Source organism: Citrobacter sp. Cpo012 (assembly GCF_030333015.1).
GTDB lineage: Bacteria > Pseudomonadota > Gammaproteobacteria > Enterobacterales > Enterobacteriaceae > Citrobacter > Citrobacter portucalensis.
Genome location: NZ_JAOWGR010000043.1, coordinates 743,604 through 766,416, shown reverse-complemented (window position 1 = coordinate 766,416; position 22,813 = coordinate 743,604). Strand labels below are relative to the sequence as shown.

Genomic DNA, 22,813 nt, shown 5'->3' with positions numbered 1-22,813 from the left:
AAATCGTTTCCCTAAACCTATAAAAATAGGACGGATGTCGCGTTGGCGCGCAGCTGATTATTATACGTGGAGAGATGGGTTCGAAGAAAACTCTGGGCAGAAATTTGAAGGAATGAGGGAACAGGCAAGAAACATTAAAAGTGGGAATACCTTAGCGTCTACTCCCACAATTCAGTAGAGTTTAATTTTATTAATAGCCAACGGCTTAGCCTTTAGGCTCAATTCCGCGTAATTGAAGCTCTTTACGTAAAATTCTCTTGATCCAAGATGCCAATGCGTTATCTCCATCTTTGCGCATTTCATTTTCAAGCTGCAACCTGAAATCTTCGTTAAGACGCATTTGGAATGGAGGAGAGCGTTTTTCTTGTGGTGTTGACATGGTAATTACCCTAACATATGATGCCTACATGGTAATTACCATTGTAGAGCTAGAAAGCCTATAAAAGCAATGCCCGAGAGTGCTGGAACACCGCTCGAGCATTTAACCACCGTTAAAAGAGGTAACGAAGATGGCTAAACAGAAGTGTACCTGGTTATTTGCGGCGATCAACCGCAGTCAACGCAATGCCCGTCCAGTGATGTTAAGGATCACCGCAGATAACGAGCGCCCAGCGCAGCGCAGACTGGCCCCGGACTACGTGCTGAGCTTTGCCGGTCGCATTCCCTGCGGAGGTGAATATGCTTAATTATCCGCAACCCGGCGAACGCTGGCAGCATGAACGTGGCTGGACCGTAACAATCATCCGATTAATTGAAGCGTCTCCCTCCGTGGCGCTGGTTAATCCTGAATTCAGCCGTGAAGTGCTAATACGTCATGACAGCGACAACCAGCTTTCTTCCTGCCCTCTGGCATGGTTTGAACAGCGGTATACGCGCCTGTTTGATGCGCCGCTCTTTAAACCTTCACCAGCTCCGGCAGGCGGTAGTGGCTCCGGCCCGCTGACGCTGCACCCGTCAGTGGTATTTACCCGCTGGCGGGAGCGCAGCATACGGCGTTCTGCTGAACCTGACGACAGTCACTATTCAAATTTTCTCTGACAAAACACCGCTGAAAACGGAGTAATCCACGATGAATATTTCAAACGGGCACAACAGTGCTCAGGGCCGCGCTTTGCCTGAAAAACACAATACCGGTGCTTTTGCCTATGGGTTGTCAGAGGACGGTTTTGGAAAGCTGACCCGCGCAAGAAATGCCTGCGACATGCTCCAGCTTCTCTTTTCTGAATACCCGTCTCAGGTCGGAGCACTTGATGCAGGTTGTGCGCCGGGTGTCGCCGCGCTGATGGAATACCTGCGGGCAGATTTGACGGATATTGCATACAGCTGCGCACTGATTGAAGGAGGTGCCAGATGAACCAGCCGCAGGTTTCCATTTTCCCGGCAGAAATGACCACCGCGCTGTACCGGCGGGCGATTGCATCGGCATGGCGGCAGAAAACGCTGAACGAAACCGGCAGCGATCAGTATGGTCCGCACAGCCTGACGGTTGAGCGTATTGAAATGGCCATTGCCCTGCATATCGAGTGCGCACTGATTAACGAGTACGGAGAAGCACAGGGCGCAGCGGCGGCGCTGGCACTGCTGACTGACATGCTGGAGCCGTCACTGCTGACTGCGCCGCCGGTATTGACCGTGCGCGGCTGTGAAGTAATGGCGGAGCTGTACCGCACACTTCCGGCGGCCTTTGATGATTTCTGCAGCACGGGTGTGGCGCTGCATCAGGGGGAAGTATGACAACACAGACGGTTACGCAGATTTCAGCCGCAGCCCGGGGGAAATGGCCCGTTATTCTGCAGATGCTGCGTATTGATGTACCCGAAAACGGCAGGCACGGTCCCTGTCCTAAATGTGGGGGCAAGGATCGTTTCCGCCTAGATGACCTTGACGGACGCGGAACGTGGATTTGCAGCCAGTGCGGCAATGGTGACGGTCTGGATCTGGTTAAGCTCATGACCGGTTACGGCGTCAGAAAGGCAGCGCAGGAGGTAGCGCAGGTGCTTAATGTGCCGGATGTGCAGGAACTGCCTGTTAAGCCCGCCAGGCAAAAAGCCCCTAAACGCGATATGAGCCTTACCGTGGCGGCGCTGATGAAAGAGAGCCACACGGGAGAAAGCCCCTATCTGGCCGGGAAAGGGTTTGCCGGATATCCGGCCTCCCTGACCGGAAGCGTGCAGCATATCAGCGGTAAGGATTTTCCTGCCGGTTCCCTGTTGTTACCGCTCACCACCAACGCCGGAGCCGTGACCGGTGCGCAGCTTATCGCCCCGACGGGTGAAAAAAGCATACTGCCCGGCAGTACGATGAAAGGCGCGTTTGTGGCGCTCAGCCCGTTACCGTCTGAACCGCCGGTACAGGTGGTGATTACCGAAGGTTACGCCACGGCACTGACGGTGAGCCAGCTCACCGCCGGATGCGTAGTGGCTGCCATATCTGCGGGCAACCTGCCCAACGTGGCGCAGTCGCTGCGGGCACGCTGGCCTGAGGTAAAAATTATCATCGCCGGTGATAACGATTTTCAGGACGGGGGCGAGAATCCCGGCAGAGCCTTTGCTGAACGGGCGGCAAAAGCAGTCGGCGGCTGGATGACGCTGCCACCGGGAGAGATTAAGGCCGACTGGAATGACTTCCATCGTGAGCACGGTATAACCCGTGCCCGTGAAGCCTTCCGTAACGGTCTGGTGCTGCGCGGGGAGGGCCGCACGCAGCTGCCGCACGGGTTCCGTCTTACCCAGGAATATCTCTGGTATGAAAAACAGGTACAGCGCAATGGTGAGACGGAGATCCAGAACGTCAAAATATGTAACCCGCTGCGCGTGACGGCAATCACCTGCGATGCCGATGGCGGTAACTTCGGGCGACTGCTGGAGTGGGAAGATACGTGGGGAGAGCGTCGCCGCTGGGCGATGCCGATGGAAATGCTGAGCGGCAGCGGTGAGGAGCTGCGACGGGTTCTGCTGGTTAACGGGCTGTCTTATATCAGCACCACCGGCGAGGCCCGCGCCCGCCTGATGGAATATATCTCGTTGTGTAAACCGGAACGCCGCGTGACCTGCGTCAGCCGCACGGGCTGGCATGGTCAGGTTTACGTCCTGCAGGATGAGGTCAGCGGTGAAGGTGCAGAGGGTGTCATTCTCCAGACCACTTCCGTGCAGGGGCGCGATTTCCGCGTGTCGGGCACAACGGAGGAATGGCGGGAGCACGTTTCCCGCTACTGCACCGGCAACTCCCGCGTGGCGTTTGCCGTCAGTCTGGCTTTTGCTGCCCCCCTGTTACGGTTGGTTGGTATGGATGGCGGCGGCTACCACCTCAAGGGGGAATCGACGGACGGTAAGACCACCACCATGAAAGCGGCAACCTCCGTTTGCGGCGGGCCTGACTACTGGCAGACGTGGCGGGCAACCGGCAACGCGCTGGAGGGATGCGCCAGCCGCCGCAACGATGCCGCCATGATGCTCGATGAGATCCGGGAGGTGGACGGACGCGAGGCAGGCAATATCGCCTACATGCTGGCAAACGGTCAGGGCAAGGGCCGTGCCGGTACGGACGGTGAGCTGCGCACCCGTAAGCAGTGGCGGCTGCTGTTCTTTTCAACCGGCGAACTGTCACTGACCGAACATGCGGCAAAAGCCGGGGAGCGTACCTTTGCCGGGATGGAAGTCAGGATGATCCAGATCCCCAGCGATTCCGGGAAGTTTGGCGTATTTGAGGAGCTGCACGGCTTCGACAGCGGCAAGGCGCTGGCGGAACATCTGGAGTGGGCCACGTCCAGCTACTACGGTTCGCCGTTCAGGGAGTGGCTGAAAGCCCTGACCGCTGATCTTAACGGGCTGACGGCACAGGCAAAGTCACTGATGAAGGAATATACCGCCTCGCTGACCCCGCAAGATGCGGGCAATCAGGTGGGCCGGGCTGTGAACCGCTTTGCACTGGTGGCGATGGCGGGAGAACTGGCAACTCGTCTGGGGATTACCGGCTGGCCTGAGGGGGAAGCGCTGCGGGCAACCCGCGTCTGCCTGAACGCATGGCTGAAAGATCGCGGGCACACCGCCAATCAGGAAGATATTGCCGCACTGGAGCAGGTACGCAGTTTCTTTACCGCGAATCAGTACAGCCGCTTTGCAGACTGGCACGACGAGCGCAACCGCCCCGGCAATATGGTGGGCTGGCGCAGGGTGGAGAAAGGCAGTACCGCGCAGGGAACGGAAGCTGTCACCACGTTCTACGTCATGCCGTCCGGCTGGAAAGAAATCTGCCGGGGATTTGACCCGCGCAAGGTGGCGCGTTTGTGCGCGGATCGTGGATACCTGCTGCCCTCCACCGATGGCAAGCTACAGACAACCATTCGCCCGCCAGAGATGAATCCCCGCAGACTCTATGTCTTCAACAGCGAGGTGCCGGGTTAAGGCTTTGCGTGAGCCTTATTTATTTAGGGTAACAGGTGAAACAGGTGGAACAACCGTATTTTACAAGGGCTGAGCCTGTTCCACCTTTTGAAATAGTGAGGTGGAACAGGTGGAACGCCAGCCGATCCGCTGTTCCACCTTGTTACCCGCGATGTTCCACCTGTGCTGTGCATATAAATACTTTATAAAACAATGCTATAACACATGTTTCACCTGTTCCACCGCATCAGGGACATAACGCAGACTGAAACCGAGGCATTTTTATCTGGCTGGCTTTCATAGCCATGCCTGAATAACCGCAAACGCCCGTTGTGCCAGCCACCACACACTGAGCACCGATAGTGCGCTTGTGTCAGCCACGACACAATTGACGTAACGAAGCAACCCGACAGGAGAAGTCATGAACAACCCAGCAGAGAATAACAACCTTTCCACTTTTCCGGCTGTAACGCAGCGGGCACTGGAAACCCTGAACACAGCCAGAAGTGCATGGCTTGAAACACGTCGTCGGCAGAAAGCGGCTGCGGATAATATTGCAACTATCCGCCAGCGCCGCGCTGAAATGGAAGCCACGACGAACGCCCTGAATGAGGAGTGGCGCACGTTGTTTCGTGAAAGCCAGGGCGTAGTCTCAAAGGAAATGAAAAAACTGCGCACGGAAATTGCGCTGGGACGAGAAACGCTTGAGGATTTTGATGAACTGCTGGCAGCTCAGGAAAGCGAAAATGCCTTATTACCGCAGGAAGCCGGGAAATTAGCCGGGCAGTATATCAGCGCACATAACACCCTTGTGGAAATTCGCGCAAAGCAAATCTGGGAAGACTTCATGCAGTCGCATGGTAAGGCGTTAATCCAGACACTGAGCCTGCTCAAAACCACAATGGGGCGGGAAGCCAGTGCCGTTGTGGGTGTGGTGAATTCAGTTAATGACCCGGACACAGTACTGAAAGACTTTATTCACAAACATATCACCAAACCGGCTCTTACTAACGCTGCGATGCCGGAACAGGACCCTGTGTTTAAACTGGCAGGTGTTGCGCCGGATTATGCTGCCCTTGCTGATTTCCGCAAACTTCCCTCTCCGGCGGCCCTTCATAAAATTAAGATCCGGCAGGAACGTGAAGAACTGCAAAAACGTAACCGAGCCGCGGAGGGTATCTGATGGCACTTAAATGTCCCGAATGCGGCACTACGGCACACGCCAGAACCTCCGCCTATGAAGCACCATCGGTTAAACGCTCATGGTATCAGTGCCAGAATCTTGAATGTTCCTGCACATTTACCGCACTGGAAAGTGTGGATACGATAATTATGAAACCCCGTCGTAATGAACAGGAATCAGATGAACCGGAACAGCCTGAAAAGCAAAAGAAAACGCTCAATCGCTATGGCTCTGCATCAAAACTGTCAAGCCGTCAGCAAATCCCTGTCTGATTAACATAAAACACCCACGTAATCCCGGTCCTGTACCGGGATTTTTTACGCTTTTTCCTGGCAGGCCTGAGAGCGCATGAGTGCATGTCTATGGCGCATGAAAACGCATGAGTATCATGCGCTGTTTTTGGCGTGAAAGCCCTTGTATGGCGGCTCCGGAGACGATTTATGGGGTGCATGAAAACCATTCTGTTAAGCGAAGTGGGCAGGCGTGGGGGGCTGCGCACGTGGCAGGGCTAAATGGTCAATTCTGGCGCAATTCACGACACTCAGTCAGTCTCAATAGATGTAAGTATTGGTAGGGGGAATTCACTACTTTTTTGTATCCTAAATCGTATGGTTCGATGCTGATCATCTCTTCTCCGCACCTGCAGAGATATCAATTCAATGTGGACAAATATGAGTCTGGTTCTTCCCATATCACTAAAATCGCCAGTATTGTTAGGGATGATGCCCATCTTATGCGGCGGGGACCAGCGAACCGCCAACTTGTCAGCGTGGCCTACACTATGTCATGCAGGTGCATGAAACTATTACATTAAGTGGTCAAGTGTGGCGGGGATGCGATTGCGCGCAACGATGTAAAGAGTTATAAAAGCATAAAGGATAGTACTGTGAGGAGTTTTATGAACCGGCAGCCATTTACTTCATCAGCACTTAAACGTAACTTGAGCGAAAGTGAGAAGAGTTTTTATTTTAATAAAAACAATGTGGATAAATTAGAATCATTAATCAATGATGCTGTTTTAATTGCCAGCGAAAATTTTCGTTCTGGTGTGGCTGTAAAGAAAATAAACATAAAAGGACGTTGTGTTTACAACGCATCTTGTTTAAAAGAAAAACTAATACTTAGACATTGTAACGCAAACTTAAAATGTTTGGAGTCACTTTTACCCAAGCAAAGAAATAAAATAATTGATGAGCTAAAGATTTATCTCAAAGAAGGTGCTCAATTCCGAGTGTATCGTTTAGATATAAAATCTTTTTTTGAATCTATCAATTTGCCTCAGCTCTTTCAATATTTGCAAGATGAACAACGTTTATCCAGACATACTAAAAATTTGATAGAATGGTATCTTAAAGCTTGTGAAAGAATCCATTCATCAAAAGGTTTGCCAAGAGGACTGGAGATTAGTCCTATGTTATCTGAGCTATACTTGGCAGCATTTGATAGTAGTATTCATCGACATTCAGAAGTGTTTTATTACTCTCGCTTTGTAGATGATATGGTGATCATTTCAAGTGGAGATGAATGCCCATTGTCTTTTATGAAACAAATACAAAGTTTGTTACCCGAAGGATTAAGTTTAAATAAAAATAAGTTGAAGGTGTCCCCACTTATCCGCAAGAGAAGCAAAGGGACGGCAGGTCAAGATAAACTACTCCATAAATTTGATTTTTTAGGTTATTCTTTTTCTGTAATAGATTCGCCTTTAAGTAACGATGGTGCTATTTTTAGTGTATATAGAAAAGTAACTGTAGATTTATCTCGTGGTCGCATAAAAAAAATTAAAACTAGAATAGCAAGAGCTTTCTACTCTTACCATGCAACTGGTGATTTTAAATTATTATTAGATAGGATTTCTTTTTTAACAAGTAATAGGGATTTAAATAGGAAGATCAGATCGTTAAGTTCGCTAGAGAAAAGTAAGATTAGTACTGGAATTTATTATAGTAATGCAAGATTGGATGTGAACTCTATAGCCTTAAAACAATTAGATGATTTTTTATTATATTGTGTTAAATCAAATAATGGACGTTTGCATAGTATTGCGAAACACTCTTTCAATGTAAATCAAAGAAAGGAATTATTGCGCAATAGTTTTAGAAAAGGTTTTGTTGATAGAGTTTATAGGAAGTATAATTTCAAACGTTACACTGAGATCACAAAAATATGGCTATAAAGAAGAATGTAAAACTTGATAAGAAGGATTATCTCAGGGCATTACTATGTGATACGCTACCAGGTGACTGTCCCATCATCTTCTCAAATGATGGGTTGTATTTGAATCTGACCGAGTTTGAAACTGATTATAAGGATTTTTTGTATTTCACTCCTCTTTCTTCGTTCGTAAAGAAAATTATTAACCCTGTTTTGGACTTGTCTATAAAAATAGAAGATCGAGAAAAGGAAAAGAAGAAACAAAGCTTTCCGTTTGGCTATTGCATTGTCAAGGATGCTTTTAGTTTAAGATATCTTTCTTTGATTCACCCGAGATCTCAGCTTAATTATTGTGAGTTTTATAAAAATTACTCAACTGTTATAACATTAAATGCGTCAAAAAGTAATTACTCTATAAGATATCCTCGAAAGGTCGCAAACTCATTCTTCTTATATGAAAATAATGCCTCAGAAAAATATAAAGGAGAGGATATTGAAACTACAGAAGATGAATTAATGCGGAAGTATTCATCCTCTTATTTTTCTTATGGAGGATTTAATAGGATATATAAGTTATTTCAAAGTAAAATGTTTTTTGATCTTGAGAAAAGATTCTCAACAATGTGGATGTTAGATGTATCACATTGTTTTGATAGTATATATACTCACTCTATTTCATGGGCTTTAAAAAATAAATCTTACATCAGAAAACATGTGAGATATAGCAATCAATTTGGTCAGGAACTAGATACGTTGATGCAACGTAGTAATAATAATGAAACAAATGGTATACCTATAGGCTCAGAATTTAGTAGGGTTTTTGCAGAGTTAATATTCCAGCGTATCGATTGTAGTATCGAGTCAAATCTTCTTGATGAATACGGGTGGGTTAATCACAAAGATTATGTGATATTAAGGTATGTGGATGATTTTATAGTGTTTTGCAACAATGAGGCAAATGCTGAACTTATCACTAAAACCATTAACGTGAAGCTAAATGATTTTAATCTTCAATTAAATATCAATAAACTTAAAAAATATTCTAGACCATTCTGCACTAGCAAGACAGGATTAATCATTAAAGTTAACGAACTGGTACGGAATCTTGAACGTAAACTATATGAAAGGATTGATGGTAACATTTCTCTAAATAAGATCAGAAGCAAGCATGATTTAAAAGTGAATATGATAAATAATATCAAGTCTATATGTATTGATAACAAAGTTTCTTACACAGATATTTCCTCGTACCTAATATCTTCATTATCAAAAAGATTAATATCAATTATTAATCTTTTCCCGGTGGAAAAGATTAAAGGTGAGGTTGAAATACTTAAGAATATTAAAGATATTATATTTTCAGTGACTGATATAATGTTGTTTTTCTTCAGCGTTAACCCAACGGTATCATCTTCATATAAATTATCAAAAACAATGGTTGTTGTTAATGATTATTTGAAGGTGCTTTCGAATGATTATAGTAGTATTTTTATGACAACATTAATAGATACTGCTGAAAATATCAATTTTGGTGAAAATGATAATGGTCTTTTTATTGATGACTTTATTTCCATAGAGAAAGTTAATTTGATTTTAGCTGCTACTTTTTTTGGGGATAATTATCTTGCAAGTGCTTCTTTCTTTAATGGTATTATACATAAAAAGAAATTGGATTACTTTACAATAATCTCATTGTTATTCTATTTTAGAAATAGAAAACCTTATCAAGAACTTAAACGTATTGTTGAGGTTAGAATTAAAGATTTGCTATACCCTGATATGGATTTATTACAATCATCGGAAAAGGCACATTTATTCTTGGATGTTATGTCTTGCCCATTTGTTTCAATTGAGACAAGACGATTTTTATACAGAAAATATCTCAAAAAATATGAGAAAAATGTGAATAGAAGCCATTCGGATATTGAGAGTGATCTGCAATCCATGCTCAAAATTTATTGGTTTGTCAAGTGGGATGAGTTAGATCTTGTAAAGATGATTGAGAAAAAAGAATTGAAAGAAAGCTATTAATCTGATAGAAATATAATTGTGGTCAGTTTCAAAATACTTACGTTATTGTTGTTGATGTATTTTTTGTTGGCAATAATACGATTTCGCTGGATCTGAAATCGGCTTAATTGCTTAAACTTAAGCTAATAAAGTTGCTTAAGATCCGATCCTGCTAAGCAGGAGTAGGAGCTTTCAGGTTCAGTTGAGAGTAGTTACTAGCTGTTTATAGCTTAACCAGAACAGCTTGTGGTGCTTACACACCTGATGTTGAGAAACTGGCCACACCTACGCTCATGCTTCCCATGCTTTCTGAACTGTAAATGAAGCTAAATTGTGGGGCATGTATGGGGGTATATTATTTTAATTAAATTATTATTTTCATATTTTTCAGTTAGTTGTGTGCGTGTTTTGCTCCTATTATCGGCACCATTTCAAACTCTTCTCAAGTCTACCGAAATCAACGCAAAGCCCGTTTACTGCGGTTTTCAGCGCACATCTTATTTTTCGGGTAACCTGCACCACGTTCTCCGCATCGCCATTCTTGGTTGGTAGTTCAGAGGCCGTTAATCAGGCCTCGTCGAAATGGCTGATAATATCGAGCGGCCCTGTGCCAGGGCCGATTCGTTTACTGAGCAGATTCAACAGGATGTAAATGCAATACGCTTCAAGCCCTCTACCGCTTTTTCGAGGTAGGCGCGTGGACATCCCATGTTCAGGCGGATAAAACCTTTTCCAGCAGGACCAAAGCCATTTCCCATTGAAGGCGCAATACCGGCAACATCAAGCATTACCCATTTGAGCTGCTCATCATCCAGTCCAAGCGCTTTGCAATCTATCCACAGTAGATACGTTGCCTGGGAAGGAACAACCCGAGCCCATGGGAGATATTCATCAATTTGTTGAATAAACCAGCGTCGATTTTCAGCCAGATAGCCAAGTAAATCGTCTAACCATGGTGCACCATGTTGCCATGCAGCCGTACTCGCCTCGACGGATAGCGCATTGAATACATCCAGTCCATGTGCATCCAGACGGCGTAAAAAGTGTTCACGCAATGCCGGTGCCGGTATCAGAAAATTAGCAATACGCAATGTCGACAAACCAAACGTTTTACTGGCTGAAGTAGCTGAAATTACACGCGAATGCCAGCGTTCTCCCAGATGCAGAACTGAAGTAAATTGTTCTCCAGGAAGCAATAAATCTGCCCATATCTCATCAGACAGCAACGTCACATCATAGGTCTCGCATAGCGTAAGTAGCTGTTCCAGCTCCTGTGCAGACCAACAACGACCGGTTGGATTATGCGGATTACATAAAATCATCAGCGGCGGACGTTCAGTCCGGAATAACATTTCCAGGTGAGCAAAATCCATTTGATAACCGGTAGCCGGGTCCTCATACAACGGATTTTCCAGCAGCTGTCTGCCGTTCAGAGAGATAATTTTAGCGAATGAACCATAATAAGGCCCCTGAACGACCACGCCTTCACCGGGTTGACTTAGCATTTGTACGAGTAGCGATAATCCCGGAACAACACCTTCAATACTGCAGATCCACTCTTGCTTGATTTCCAGCTGATGCCGGGTTGAGAACCATGAAATTAATGAATCAAAGTAGCTTTGTGGTCGTTCGCTGTAACCAAAAATACCGTGCCCGACGCGGTGAGTTAAAGCCTCCTGAACAGCGGGCGGGCAAGTAAAGTCAAAATCAGACACCCACATTGGCAACAGTTGATGTGTATCCTCGCCGAAATATCGCGCCATAAAGTCCCATTTCAACGAGGCGGTATCGTGACGATCGATAATCTTATTAAAATCCATTACATGCTCTCCCTATTCTGTTGCCGTAATATTTTTTTCTGTTTCTGCCACTGATGGCGCCTTCGCAATACCGATTCCCGTGAAACCGTAAATCAAGGCGAAGAAGATTGCGGCATAGCACTGAATCGCCCATGGCAATAAATCCAGCGTGCTCACTCCTAATGTCGTGGCCATATAAACTCCGGCAGCGGTCCACGGCAACAACGGCTCAATGACGGTGCCAGCGTCTTCAATGGTGCGGGACAGATTTTTGGTATCCAGTCCCATACGACGATATGCGTCTTTAAACAGTTCAGCTGGAACCAGAAGAGCCAGCTTGCCGTCGCTTGTCGCTCCGGTCACCAGAAGGGTGGTACCAATGGTTGCCGCAATTAACTGACCGACACTGTGAATGACCGTCAGTAAGCGGTTAATGATAATGTTGAGTGCGCCCGTTAACGTTAAGGCACCGGCAAAAGAGAATGCGCAAAATACCAGAAGGATAGTGCTCATCATTGAGAACATTCCGCCGCGGTTCAGCAGGCGCGGAACATCAGCAATAATGCCCTCACTCCCTTGCGGGAACATAGTAATGTTGAATCCATCTATAAAGGCATCCAGTCCCTGCTTGATGCTGAGTCCTTGCATGACAACGCCCAGAATCAGGGCTAATACGCATGCACTCAGCATTAAAGGAATGACCGGCTTTTTACGAATCGCGCCCCACAACACAATAACCGGTGGCAAAATCAGAATGATATTGAAGTGGTATAGCGACTCCAGAGCGTTGACAATATCGGTAACCCGTTGCGGCGTGGCGACCTCGCCCAGCATATTGCTGTGGCCGGCAATAAGATAAACCACGGCGGCAAGCAGAAAGCTGGGAATGGTGGTCCATAATAAGTGCTGGATATGCTCGAAAAGGGTGGTATCTGCAACAATGGCCGCAAAGTTGGTGGAGTCTGACAGCGGCGATATCTTGTCACCGAAGTAAGCGCCAGAAACAACGGCACCTGCCGCTGCTGCCATCGAAACATCCAGTCCGGCGGCAACGCCCATCAATGCTACGCCAACCGTTCCGGCGGAACCCCAGGAGGTTCCGGTACACACCGATACGACGCTGGTCAAAAAGAACGCGGCGATGAGAATGTATTCGGGGCTGATGAGTTTAAGTCCCCAGTACACCATGTAAGGGATGGTGCCGCTGAACATCCATGTACCAATCAGGCCGCCGACACAGATAAGAATCATGATAACCGGCATTGCTTTGGCGAGTTTATCAACCACCGAATTAATGATGTCTTCCCAGCAATACCCTTGCCACCAGGCCATACCCGCGGCGACTGCAGCAGAACATAGCAACAAAGGCTCAATACGTAGCCCCATGATGCCGTAGCCAATAATTAACAGCAGTAGCATGGCTAAAATAGGGATTACTGCCAGTCCAAATGAGAGTGTTTTTTTCTGATTTTGAGAGGCATTCATTCATGAATCTCCAGTCTGTAAGGTCGCTCAAGAGTAGAGAACACCCTTTTGCCTGACTGTGATCGCTCATTGGCCCTCATGTAAGCGATTACATGAAGACGTTAAACTTGAAGTCGATCACAATTCAGGGGCTTGACGATTTACGCATTGATTTCAGAGAGAGGGGGGAAGAACAGAATCGCGGATCACTAAATCCGCAGTGAAACTATTCACGCTGGGACGCTGAGTTGCGCCCTTAAAAAGCTGTATCGCCAGCTGCGAAGCGCAGCGAGCCATGCGCTCAACGGGATAATGCATTGTTGTGAGTGCGGGGTAGAGATAGCGGGCCATCACCACATCATCAAATCCAACGATCGAAAGCTGCTGCGGAAGTGTAATTCCCTGCTGATGGAGGATGCGCATAATCCCGGCGGCCATCACATCATTAAATGTCACCGCTGCGGTGAAAGGAATGCCGCAATTAAGCAGCTGGTGTGCAGCGCGTTCGCCACCTTCTTCATTAAAGGGCACGCTAATCACCCAGTTTTTATCTGGCGTAATGCCATATTCGGCCAGCGCCTGGCGATAACCTTCCAGCCGCTCACGGCGATCGATAATCGGTAAATCACTTGTCACGCAGGCAATACAACGGTGCCCCTGTTCCAGGAGATGTAGCGTGGCTGTTTTAGCTGCCTGACTATTTTCCAGCCACACGCAGCGATTGGCCATCCCGGCAATATAGCGGTTCACGACCACCATGGCAGGAAAATGAGCGGCATATCGCAACAGTTCCTTTTCAGAAAGCCTACTGGCATGGACCACAATCGCTTCACAACCCTGGTTTATCAGGAAATCGAGTCCTGATTTTTCCATTCCTTCATCGTGGCCACCGCTGCATACCATCAGCCGAAATTGCTGCTGGCGTGATACTTCTTCCACGCCTCGGGCAAGCCTGGCAAAAAAGGGATCGGCAAGGTTGCCGGTCAATAACCCGAGCATGTCACCGCTGCGTTTCGCTAATGCAATAGCGGCGGCATTGCGATGATAGTTCAGTTCGCGCATGGCTTTTTCAACACGCTCACGCGTCACGGGTTCAACCCATGCGGTTTGATTAATAACACGTGAAACTGTTGCGGTGGACACTCCCGCTAACTCTGCAACATCCTTTATCGTTGCCATGCTGGCTCTTTACCTTTTTGATTCTTAAGAATTTGCTTATCGCTGGTTTTTTTCCTTATCTTATTCAGGTTGGGGGGATTTGTCACCGAGACATCCTCTGAGTATATCTACTCAGAGGCTTATTTTTAGTACTGAATAATTAAATACTATCCTGAGTATTATTATCCTTACATACGATATTCGATCATCCCGCTCTTTTGGGCCACCCAGTCATACAGACGTTGTCCACGGAGATTGGTTTCATGCGTATGCCAGTATAATCTTGACGCGTGGTGTTTTTTGGCTTGTTGTTGGACATACTCGATAAGCTGTTTACCGATATGTTGACCACGTACCTCTTCGCTAACAAATAAATCTTCGAGATAGCAATAGTTGGATTCTGCCCATGTTGAACGGTGAAAGAGATAATGCACCAGTCCCACTATTTTTCCATCATATTTGGCAACAGCACAATAAACAGGTTCGCTCGGGGTAAGGAAACGCTCCCACGTTAATTTTGTTACTTCATCTGAAATTTTAGTGCGATAAAATGTTTGATAGTTTATCCATAAAGGAAGCCAGCAGGCGTAGTCTTTTTGTTCTGCACTTTCAATAGTAACGGTATTCATGTTAGTCATATATATCCTGATATTTTATACGAGTAATGTGTTAGTATGATGATACTAAGAACTTTATAAATTCTCGTAAAGAGACACTTTCGATATATTGATAGGATCCACTTTTAGTATAAAGGTTAATACAATGAAGAAAAACAATGCGCCTTTATTTCAAGGATTTGTTTTAGGAAAAGGCGCGGTTAAGGAGCAGGTTTACCACATCCTCCGCGATCACATCCTCGAAGGGCGATTGCCGCCAGGAACAAAAATGCCGTCAACCAGGGCATTGTCCGAGATGATGTCAATTTCACGAAACTCAGCGATCGCCGGTTATGACAGGCTATTAGATGAAGGGTATATCCTGACCCGTAAAGGGTCTGGAACATATGTCTCACATAATATTCCGGATCGGAGTATCAGCAATAGCTATCCAAAGATAGCGTCGGGAGACGTTGTCTCGCCTGATGAACAGGTTCACAGCCGAAATAATCCTGTTCGCGATTTGTGGTCAAATGAGTATGAAGGGCGCGGCATGAACCGCCTATTTGCGGTTGGTGTCGGGTGTACGGATCTCTTCCCGCATGCGTTATGGGGAAAGCTACTGCAACGTGTCTGGAGACAATCCCGGCATCAACTGGGCGCTCACACTCATCCTTGCGGGTACTTTCCATTGAGAAAAGCGGTTTGCCGCTACATTAAAACAACGCGTGGAGTGAACTGTAACGAAGAACAGATAATCATCGTAAATGGTATTCAACAGGCATTGAACATTACTGCACGAGCATTGCTGTCGGCAGGAAGTGACGTTTGGCTGGACGACCCGGGTTACAAAGGCGCCCGCGGAGCCTTCATGTCAGTTGGCGCGATGGTGAGGCCAGTACCGGTAGATAGCGAGGGAATGAACGTCCGCTATGGTATTGATCATTTTCCTGACGCTAAGCTGGCCTATGTCGTCCCGTCGGATCAATATCCATTAAGTGGAACGTTAAGTTTATCCCGGCGTTTTGAGTTGCTGGAATGGGCGAAGTTGAATCAGGCATGGATATTTGAAGATGACTATAATAGCGAGTTCCGTTATGCCGACCGTTCTTTACAAGCTCTGCAAGGATTAGATCAGAATCAACGCGTAATCTACGCCGGAACATTTTCTAAAATGATGTACCCGGAATTCCGTTTAGGTTTTTTAGTTGTCCCGCCGGGTTTACAAGAACAGATTATGGTGACGAAATATTTTTCCGATCTTGGCACCAGTTATCTTGAACAGGCTGTGATGGCGAATTTTATTGAGGATGGTCACTATGCCAGTCATGTGCGCCGAATTCGTAAGGCATGCTATGAAAGAAGAACTGCGCTGGTCAATGCTATTCAAGAATACCTGGCTGATAAAATGATTGTGCAACCTTCTGACTCTGGCGTCCATATTGTGTGCTGGCTACAAAACGGATTAACCGGAAATGAAGTTGAGGAGCAAGCCAGATTACTAGGGATGGGAATACTATCACTAAGTCGTTATTACCAGAGCGATGTCTCACGACAGGGGATTTTGATTGGTTTTGCAAATCATCCGGTAGAGGCAATTGTTGATGGGATTCGCCGTTTGGCTCAGGTTATTTAAATTATAATTTATTCAGCTCTTAGCATTAATGCAGTAAATACGTTTCTTTCGCTACGGGCAAAAATATAGTGCCTGTTTTTTGTACAATTAAAGAGTGTGGATCCGTTAAAAACACGCATTGTGGTTCTTTTGGGCCGCTCAGTTTGATCATACCCTGCGCTGGTTTAGTTCTGTTTTGTAAGAGGTACAGATATGCCGGGCGTCTTTAATCAATTCCAACAACCCGTAGGTATGACTTTGTCTGACTGGAAAGGCGCACCCTTTCCACAGGCTCAGCAAATTACAGGTCGCTATTGTAAGCTTGAGCGCATTAACACCGAACGCCATGCAAAAGAGTTGTATGAAGCGTACTGCGAAGCAAGCGATTGTCGTGACTGGACATATCTGGCGGTCGGGCCTTTTGAAACTTTTGATGCCTTCCTGGTTTATTTAAAAAACATGGAAGAACAGACAGATCCGATGCATTTTGCCGTGATCGATTTAACCAGTATGAAACCTGTTGGGACGTTTGCTCTTATGCGGATTGATCCCGCAAATGGTGTGATTGAGGTAGGGCATGTTTCTTACTCCGTACGCATGAAACGCACGCGAATTTCAACGGAAGTCATCTCATTGCTTTTAAAGTACGTTTTTGAGGATCTGGGCTATCGCCGCTTTGAATGGAAATGTGATGCCTTCAATGCGCCTTCCCGTAGGGCGGCAGAGCGCTTTGGCTTCAGTTTTGAAGGTATATTTCGGCAGGCTATTGTTACCCGTGGACGAAATCGTGATACCGCATGGTACTCAATCATTGACGGTGAGTACCCGACACTTCGACCTGCCTACGATCTGTGGCTCGATGAGGGTAATTTCGATAGCCAGGGACGGCAGATTCGGCGCCTTGGCGAGCTGATGGAAAGGGGATAAAAAAGCTCCCCGAATAAACCGGAGAGCCAGAAAGCGTAGCGCACGCGCAGTATTATTTCTGCCGCGACTCCAGCCAGACCAGTGCCAGCGTGGAGAGTGCGCACATCAGCAGAATGCCGACAAACCAAAACAGATACCACATCGTACGGTCCTCCCTAGTAAAGTTCGTGATTGTGGCGGCGGATCGTTTCTACATTGATTCGTCCCAGCATTTTGTAATAACTCCACACGGTATAAAGCAGAACGATCGGTAGAAAAATCAGCACAATAACCAGCATGATACTGAGCGTCATCTGGCTGGAGGTACTGTCCCACACCGTCAGGCTAGAGAGCGGATACGCGCTTGAAGGCATCACAAACGGAAACAGGGTGATTCCGGCGGTGAAGATCACGCAGGCCTGGGTCAGTGAAGCGCACAGAAATCCCCATACGGCCCGACGTTGCCCGCAGGCATAGATCGCGAGCATCGGGAAAATCATGCCAAGCAGCGGAATAATTAACAGCAGTGGTGACTGATAAAAGTGCGCCATCCACGCGCCCGGTGAGGTCGTTACCATTTTTAATAGCGGGTTGGAAGGACCATTCGGATCCTGGCTAAGTAGCACATAGCCGTCGATCCCCGTCCATAGCCAGTAACCGGCTAACAGAAAGCAGAGCACGACCAGCATTGCGCTACGACGGGTAGCAGAGAGCGCGCGTTGGTGAAGAATGCCGTCGGTCTTCAACTGGAGCCACACGCCCCCTTGCAGAATAACCAGCATCAGGCTTAATGCGCCGCACAGCAGCGCAAAGGGTGAGAGTAACTGCCAGAAAGTGCCCAGGTATTGCACATGAAGCTGTGGTGTGAAGATAAAAGGCACGCCCAGGAACAGGTTGCCGAACGCGACGCCGAAGATAACAGGAGGGACCAGGCTCCCGATAACCAACCCGGTGTCCCACATAGCACGCCAGTGCGCATTGGCTATTTTGCCGCGATAATCAAAGGCCAACGGGCGAAAGAAAAGAGCACACAGCACCAGGATCATCGCTACATAAAACCCCGAAAATGCGGCGGCATAGACCCGCGGCCAGGCCGCGAATAATGCACCGCCCGCCAGAATGAGCCACACCTGGTTACCTTCCCAGTGCGCCCCGACGATATTGATTAACACCCGTCGCTCATCATCGTTTCGCGCGATCAGCGGTAACAGGCAGCCGACCCCCATATCAAACCCGTCAGTGACCATAAAGGCCACCAGAATGATGCCAATCAGCAGCCACCAAATGAGCCGCAACGTTTCATAATCCAACATGATTGTCTCCTTTATCCCTGTTGTTGCGTTGGTTGCTGGTTATGCATTGCATCTGGACCAAGGCGCGCGTATTTCTGCATCAGGTAGACCTCAGCAATTAAAAACAGGGTGTAAAGCGTGAGAATTAGCCCCATCGAGAAGGCCAGTTGGCCTGCGCTCAGCGCGGAGTGGGCGTACCATGTCGGCAAAATATCCTGAATCGCCCACGGCTGGCGGCCAAACTCCGTCATAAACCAGCCAGCTTCGATGGCAATCCACGGAAGCGGCAGGCTCCACAGCGTCATGCGCAGTACCCAGCGATGCTGGTCGATACGCCAGCGTAAGGTCTGTATCAACGCAATCGCCATCACCAGTAGCAGCAGCGAACCGCAAGCAATCATGATGCGAAAGCTCCAGAACACGGGGGCCACTTGCGGAATGGCGCCGCGTTGCGCGGCCTGATATTGCGCTGGGGTCACATGATTCATATCAGGCGCGTAGTTCGCCAACAGGATGCCGTAACCCAGATCATTTTCTACGGCGTGGAAAGCCTTCAGCACCTGCGGCGTGCGGTTACCTTTAGCGATTTCCTGCAACAATAACCACGCTTCTCGCCCCCGCTGTAGACGGGGCAACGCGTCCGCCATCAGATTTTTGAGTCCTGGAACCGGGGTATCTAACGAGTGAGTCGCCAGGATACCCAGCAGGGCCGGTATTTTCACGGCAAAGGCGTTACGCTCTTGCTCCTGCTGCGGCCAGGCGATGACATGAAAGGGCGCGGGGGCCGGTTCGGTTTGCCATTCGCCCTCCATTGCCGCCAGTTTTACTGGCTGGAGCTGGGCGACCTCAAAGGCTGAGCTATCACCCAGTTGTAGCGTGCCGAGGATAGCCAGCGTGCCAAAGACGGAACCCACCGCGAAGGAGCGCCGGGCGAACTCGCGATTGCGACCACGCAGCAAATACCAGGCGCTAATAGACATCACAAACATGGCGCCGGTGACATAACCGGACATCACGGTATGCACAAATTTCACCTGGCTGACGGGGTTAAAGACCAGCTCGCTAAAGCTGCTCATCTCCATGCGCAGGGTATCAATATTAAAGTGAGCGCCAGTTGGATATTGCATCCAGCCGTTGGCGTTGAGGATCCACAGGGCCGAGATGTTAGAGCCAAACGCAACCAGCCAGGTCACCAGTAAATGCTGATACTTGTTTAAGCGCTGCCAGCCAAAGAAGAACAGCCCCACGAAGGTGGATTCAAGAAAGAAGGCCATCAAGGCTTCCATCGCCAGCGGGGCACCGAAAATATCACCCACATAGTTGGAATAGAGCGACCAGTTAGTACCGAACTGAAACTCCATGGTCAGGCCGGTTGCCACGCCGAGCGCAAAGTTAATACCGAATAGCTTTCCCCAGAAACGCGTCATGTCGCGGTAGACTGTTTTGCCGGTCACCACGAACAGGGTTTCCATGATGGCTAGCAAAAAAATCAGCCCCAGCGTCAGGGGAACAAACAGAAAATGGTACAGCGCGGTCAGCGCAAACTGCCAGCGCGATAGGTCAATGACGTCCCACATGCGAACTCCATCAGGCATTAGAGAGTGAATAGGTAAGAAAAAAACGTCAGACCCGCAGTAGACAAGTACGCGGGTCTAAAGAGGGGATCAGGCAGGCGGGCCGGATGCCAGCCAGCCGCAGACTTCATCCAGCCGCTCGAGCGAGTCGAGCAGATCTTCCTGTGCGGCCAATACCAGTTCCGGCAACGGACAGATCTCATAACTCTCAAGCAGAAGCCCTTTCAGGGTATCCAGACAGCGAACATGCCAGACATGGCGCAGCGCCGTGGCGTCGATTTGGCTCTCGCCGTAGCCGATGGTGCGGATTTGAATGTGCCCTTCGCCGCACAGGCGGGCGAGGAACAGGCGATCCGCGTCGCTAATCGGCAGTTGGGTGAGGTTAATGCTATGGGGTTGCGCTGCCGGATCGCGCACGTGCGCCAGCAATTCCTGGGCCAGCGTCAGGCCATTCATCAACCCATCTATAGGCGGAGGCAGCAGGCTATCGTCCGGCAGCGTATTGATTGTTGCCGCCTGCCACAGCGCCCGTGGTGCGCTGCCTGCTTCCAGATGTTCCTGCCATTGCCCCTTGTCATTCTGACAACGCACCCGCCAGATACCGCAGAAAATCGACTCCTGAATCTCGCTCGCCCTGCCGTCAGCATGCTGAATGCGCACGGAAACTTCGCCTTCGCCGAGTAGCGTATTCAGAAAGGTGAGATCGTCTGCATTGAGCGAGGATAAATCCCATCCCAGCACATCCTGTTTGGCGGGAATTCTCTGGGTGAGCTGGTGGCGCACATCGGCTAACAATGCCATCACCGCCGGGCTGTGCGGACAGTTTTCCAGTGTTGCCATGCTGGGGTCGCTGTTGACCTGGCAGGTGAGGGGCAAGGGATTCATGCTGAAGCTGTCATCACCTGGCTGCGTTCCCGGCCCCAGCAGATGAAAAAAGGAATCGCTCATCATGCAGACTCCGGCGGTATGCGTTGTTCAACGAGGGGACGCATCAGGTTGAGCAAGTCGGCCCACGGGTGGATACCGCTGAGAATGCCGCGCAGCTCACCTTGGGTAAACACCAGGGTAGCCGGAAAACGGAACACGCCAAAGCGATCGCCGATCGCCTCGCTGTGTTCAAGATCCGCCATGGCGATGTGCCAGTCAAACTGGGGAAACTCGCGGAGCAACTCGGCAATAATGACCGGGTTATCGCTGACTTCCGGTGTACGGCGAGGATCGCTACTGAGCAGGACCACGCCATCATCCACGCGGGTTATCCAGTTATCCAGTTCAGATGCGCTCAGCGGTTGCCAGCCCTTAGCCAGCATTCGCTGCCATAGCGCAGAAAACGGTTGGTCATTCAACATGTTAATTATCTCTCCAGCGTTACGCGATACTGGCGAATACGCACGCCTTCATAGTTTTCCATCGACAGGCAGTCATAGTTCAGGCAACGCGTTTCATCGCTTGTCTGTGGCGCAATGCCCCACGCGGCCAGTTGCGTAAGCGCGGCCTGTTCCGCCGACGGGAGCTGAGCGCGCGCGATGTCGGTCAGGCTGCCGCCATAGTCGTCCAGCTGTACCGGCTGTAGTCCCACCAGAGCGATGTGCGCGGGGAGATGGCCGCGAATATCCGCCAGAGCCAGCACTTCAGAGAAGCTGTTCTGATGCAGACTCATTTTTTTAGCGCTGAGGTAACTCGGGACTTTGTCTCCGGCGTAAGTTTGCAGGGTTCCCGGCTCAAGCCCGTAGTCGATGGCGTCAAGCAGCAGCAAATGGCTGGCCTGCTCAACGTAGCCCAGCAGATTCAGTCCCTGCGTGCCGCCGTCAACAATCTCTACCGATTCAGGCCAGTGATAATGAGCGTATAGGCGCTCAGCGAGGCGAATACCAAACCCTTCATCTGCCCACAGCAGGTTGCCTAAGCCCATCACGATGACGTTAGGTTCGCTCATGACGCCTCCTTATCGTGCTGACCCTTGGGAAACTTATGGCTACGAAAGCCGTTAATCATGGTTGAGATGACGGTCTCGTCAGACATGATGTCCTCACGAATCGCCATATACACATGGCCTACGATGAAGGCGGCGATGAACCACATCCCTAACCGATGCCAGCTGTGGATATCGAGAGAGTTCCCGCCGGTCCAGTAGAAAAACTCCGTCACATAGCGGAAAGGGGTAAAAATGGCGTACTGGCTATGTTCGCTGTATAAGGCAAAACCGGTGAGGATCATAAAAACGGAAAGCAGGAAATAACCGCACATCGCCGCCTGTGCGATGGGGTTATGACCGATATCATCTCCCGGTTTTTTTTCCAGAAACAGATACCAACGCACCACAGAATACGCACCCTGCCACCAGCTGCGCCGCCAGACCGGCACGATAAACAGTTCGCGTGAATAACGGTTACCGACGAAGGCCCAGTAAATGCGCATCAGCAGTATCACCGTGAACACCATGGCGGCGGCGAAATGCACCAGCCGAATGTCGCCCATATAGAACAGATAAGTGGCCTCACCGCTGACCGACGGCAGCGGTCGGCCAATGAAGTATCCGGTCACCATCAACACCAACATGCAGCCCACCGTCAGCCAGTGCCACAAGCGTACTGGCGCTTCAAACACATAGTGGCTGGTGGCGGTATCACGCGCCTCCCCGACGCGTGGGGATGTTTTTCCAGTCATCGTTCCGTTCCTT

General features: G+C 49.0%; 23 protein-coding genes. 11 read left to right on the top strand and 12 right to left on the bottom strand.

Going from position 1 to position 22,813, the window contains the following annotated elements; translation table 11 throughout:
• Positions 1-205: 205 nt before the first annotated feature.
• Positions 206-379, bottom strand: a complete 174-nt coding sequence (locus tag OGX90_RS23390; protein ID WP_164519984.1) for a hypothetical protein — start codon at positions 377-379, stop codon at positions 206-208.
• Positions 380-509: 130 nt separating this feature from the next.
• On the opposite strand from OGX90_RS23390, the gene OGX90_RS23385 reads away from it, so the two are divergent.
• The 9 genes from OGX90_RS23385 to drt3b all read left to right on the top strand — a co-directional run bounded on the left by OGX90_RS23385 (position 510) and on the right by drt3b (position 9,750).
• Positions 510-686: a host cell division inhibitor Icd-like protein gene (locus OGX90_RS23385; protein WP_286624812.1), complete on the top strand. Its 177-nt coding sequence runs from the start codon at positions 510-512 to the stop codon at positions 684-686.
• Complete coding sequence (locus tag OGX90_RS23380; RefSeq protein WP_286624810.1) at positions 679-1,038, top strand: hypothetical protein; 360 nt, start codon at positions 679-681, stop codon at positions 1,036-1,038. Before OGX90_RS23385 ends, OGX90_RS23380 begins: the two co-directional genes overlap by 8 nt.
• A 31-nt stretch (positions 1,039-1,069) precedes the next feature.
• Positions 1,070-1,354, top strand: coding sequence for a hypothetical protein (locus OGX90_RS23375; RefSeq protein WP_286624808.1), 285 nt, complete (start codon positions 1,070-1,072; stop codon positions 1,352-1,354).
• A complete protein-coding gene (locus OGX90_RS23370; protein WP_001075582.1) occupies positions 1,351-1,734 on the top strand; it encodes a DUF5375 family protein in 384 nt (127 codons plus the stop codon). Before OGX90_RS23375 ends, OGX90_RS23370 begins: the two co-directional genes overlap by 4 nt.
• A complete protein-coding gene (locus tag OGX90_RS23365) occupies positions 1,731-4,403 on the top strand; it encodes a TOPRIM and DUF927 domain-containing protein (protein WP_286624806.1) in 2,673 nt (890 codons plus the stop codon). Before OGX90_RS23370 ends, OGX90_RS23365 begins: the two co-directional genes overlap by 4 nt.
• Positions 4,404-4,803: 400 nt before the next feature.
• Positions 4,804-5,565, top strand: a complete 762-nt coding sequence (locus OGX90_RS23360; RefSeq protein WP_286624804.1) for a phage polarity suppression protein — start codon at positions 4,804-4,806, stop codon at positions 5,563-5,565.
• Positions 5,565-5,837, top strand: coding sequence for an ogr/Delta-like zinc finger family protein (locus OGX90_RS23355; RefSeq protein ID WP_069721335.1), 273 nt, complete (start codon positions 5,565-5,567; stop codon positions 5,835-5,837). Before OGX90_RS23360 ends, OGX90_RS23355 begins: the two co-directional genes overlap by 1 nt.
• Before the next feature lie 626 nt (positions 5,838-6,463).
• Positions 6,464-7,741 (top strand): antiviral reverse transcriptase Drt3a, encoded by a 1,278-nt coding sequence (gene drt3a / locus OGX90_RS23350; protein ID WP_286624800.1) that lies wholly within the window; start codon positions 6,464-6,466, stop codon positions 7,739-7,741.
• Entirely contained in the window at positions 7,732-9,750 is a 2,019-nt protein-coding gene (gene drt3b, locus OGX90_RS23345) for an antiviral reverse transcriptase Drt3b (protein ID WP_286624798.1), read from the top strand. Before drt3a ends, drt3b begins: the two co-directional genes overlap by 10 nt.
• Positions 9,751-10,367: 617 nt before the next feature.
• Here the strand turns inward: drt3b and OGX90_RS23340 are convergent.
• From OGX90_RS23340 to OGX90_RS23325, 4 genes are all read right to left on the bottom strand, one after another.
• On the bottom strand, positions 10,368-11,549 hold the full coding sequence (locus tag OGX90_RS23340; RefSeq protein ID WP_103285717.1) for a MalY/PatB family protein: 1,182 nt from the start codon (positions 11,547-11,549) through the stop codon (positions 10,368-10,370).
• A gap of 12 nt (positions 11,550-11,561) precedes the next feature.
• Positions 11,562-13,013, bottom strand: coding sequence for a Na+/H+ antiporter NhaC (gene nhaC, locus OGX90_RS23335; RefSeq protein WP_008783827.1), 1,452 nt, complete (start codon positions 13,011-13,013; stop codon positions 11,562-11,564).
• A 153-nt stretch (positions 13,014-13,166) separates the two neighbouring features.
• A complete protein-coding gene (locus tag OGX90_RS23330) occupies positions 13,167-14,171 on the bottom strand; it encodes a LacI family DNA-binding transcriptional regulator (protein ID WP_008783828.1) in 1,005 nt (334 codons plus the stop codon).
• 167 nt (positions 14,172-14,338) lie between these two features.
• Positions 14,339-14,788, bottom strand: coding sequence for a GNAT family N-acetyltransferase (locus OGX90_RS23325; RefSeq protein WP_191238834.1), 450 nt, complete (start codon positions 14,786-14,788; stop codon positions 14,339-14,341).
• A gap of 124 nt (positions 14,789-14,912) precedes the next feature.
• On the opposite strand from OGX90_RS23325, the gene pdxR reads away from it, so the two are divergent.
• Positions 14,913-16,382, top strand: a complete 1,470-nt coding sequence (gene pdxR, locus OGX90_RS23320; protein ID WP_286624796.1) for a MocR-like pyridoxine biosynthesis transcription factor PdxR — start codon at positions 14,913-14,915, stop codon at positions 16,380-16,382.
• 192 nt (positions 16,383-16,574) lie between these two features.
• The gene (locus OGX90_RS23315) at positions 16,575-17,288 is read left to right on the top strand and encodes a GNAT family N-acetyltransferase (RefSeq protein WP_032942443.1); all 714 of its coding nucleotides are present in this window, start codon (positions 16,575-16,577) and stop codon (positions 17,286-17,288) included.
• 52 nt (positions 17,289-17,340) lie between these two features.
• On the opposite strand, the gene cbdX is transcribed toward OGX90_RS23315, so the two are convergent.
• From cbdX to hyaC, 7 genes are all read right to left on the bottom strand, one after another.
• Positions 17,341-17,430 carry a cytochrome bd-II oxidase subunit CbdX gene (gene cbdX / locus OGX90_RS23310; protein WP_003830863.1) on the bottom strand — a complete coding sequence of 30 codons (90 nt, stop codon included), beginning with the start codon at positions 17,428-17,430 and terminating at the stop codon, positions 17,341-17,343.
• 13 nt (positions 17,431-17,443) lie between these two features.
• Positions 17,444-18,580, bottom strand: coding sequence for a cytochrome d ubiquinol oxidase subunit II (appB, locus tag OGX90_RS23305; protein ID WP_286624794.1), 1,137 nt, complete (start codon positions 18,578-18,580; stop codon positions 17,444-17,446).
• Positions 18,581-18,591: 11 nt separating this feature from the next.
• Positions 18,592-20,136 (bottom strand): cytochrome bd-II oxidase subunit 1, encoded by a 1,545-nt coding sequence (gene appC / locus OGX90_RS23300; protein WP_286624792.1) that lies wholly within the window; start codon positions 20,134-20,136, stop codon positions 18,592-18,594.
• Positions 20,137-20,223: 87 nt separating this feature from the next.
• Positions 20,224-21,081 (bottom strand): hydrogenase expression/formation protein, encoded by an 858-nt coding sequence (locus OGX90_RS23295; protein ID WP_286624791.1) that lies wholly within the window; start codon positions 21,079-21,081, stop codon positions 20,224-20,226.
• A complete protein-coding gene (gene hyaE, locus OGX90_RS23290; RefSeq protein WP_286624788.1) occupies positions 21,081-21,482 on the bottom strand; it encodes a hydrogenase-1 operon protein HyaE in 402 nt (133 codons plus the stop codon). Before hyaE ends, OGX90_RS23295 begins: the two co-directional genes overlap by 1 nt.
• A 5-nt stretch (positions 21,483-21,487) precedes the next feature.
• Complete coding sequence (gene hyaD / locus OGX90_RS23285) at positions 21,488-22,069, bottom strand: hydrogenase 1 maturation protease (protein WP_234096101.1); 582 nt, start codon at positions 22,067-22,069, stop codon at positions 21,488-21,490.
• Positions 22,066-22,800 carry a Ni/Fe-hydrogenase b-type cytochrome subunit gene (gene hyaC / locus OGX90_RS23280; RefSeq protein WP_032942451.1) on the bottom strand — a complete coding sequence of 245 codons (735 nt, stop codon included), beginning with the start codon at positions 22,798-22,800 and terminating at the stop codon, positions 22,066-22,068. Before hyaC ends, hyaD begins: the two co-directional genes overlap by 4 nt.
• Positions 22,801-22,813 lie beyond the last annotated feature (13 nt).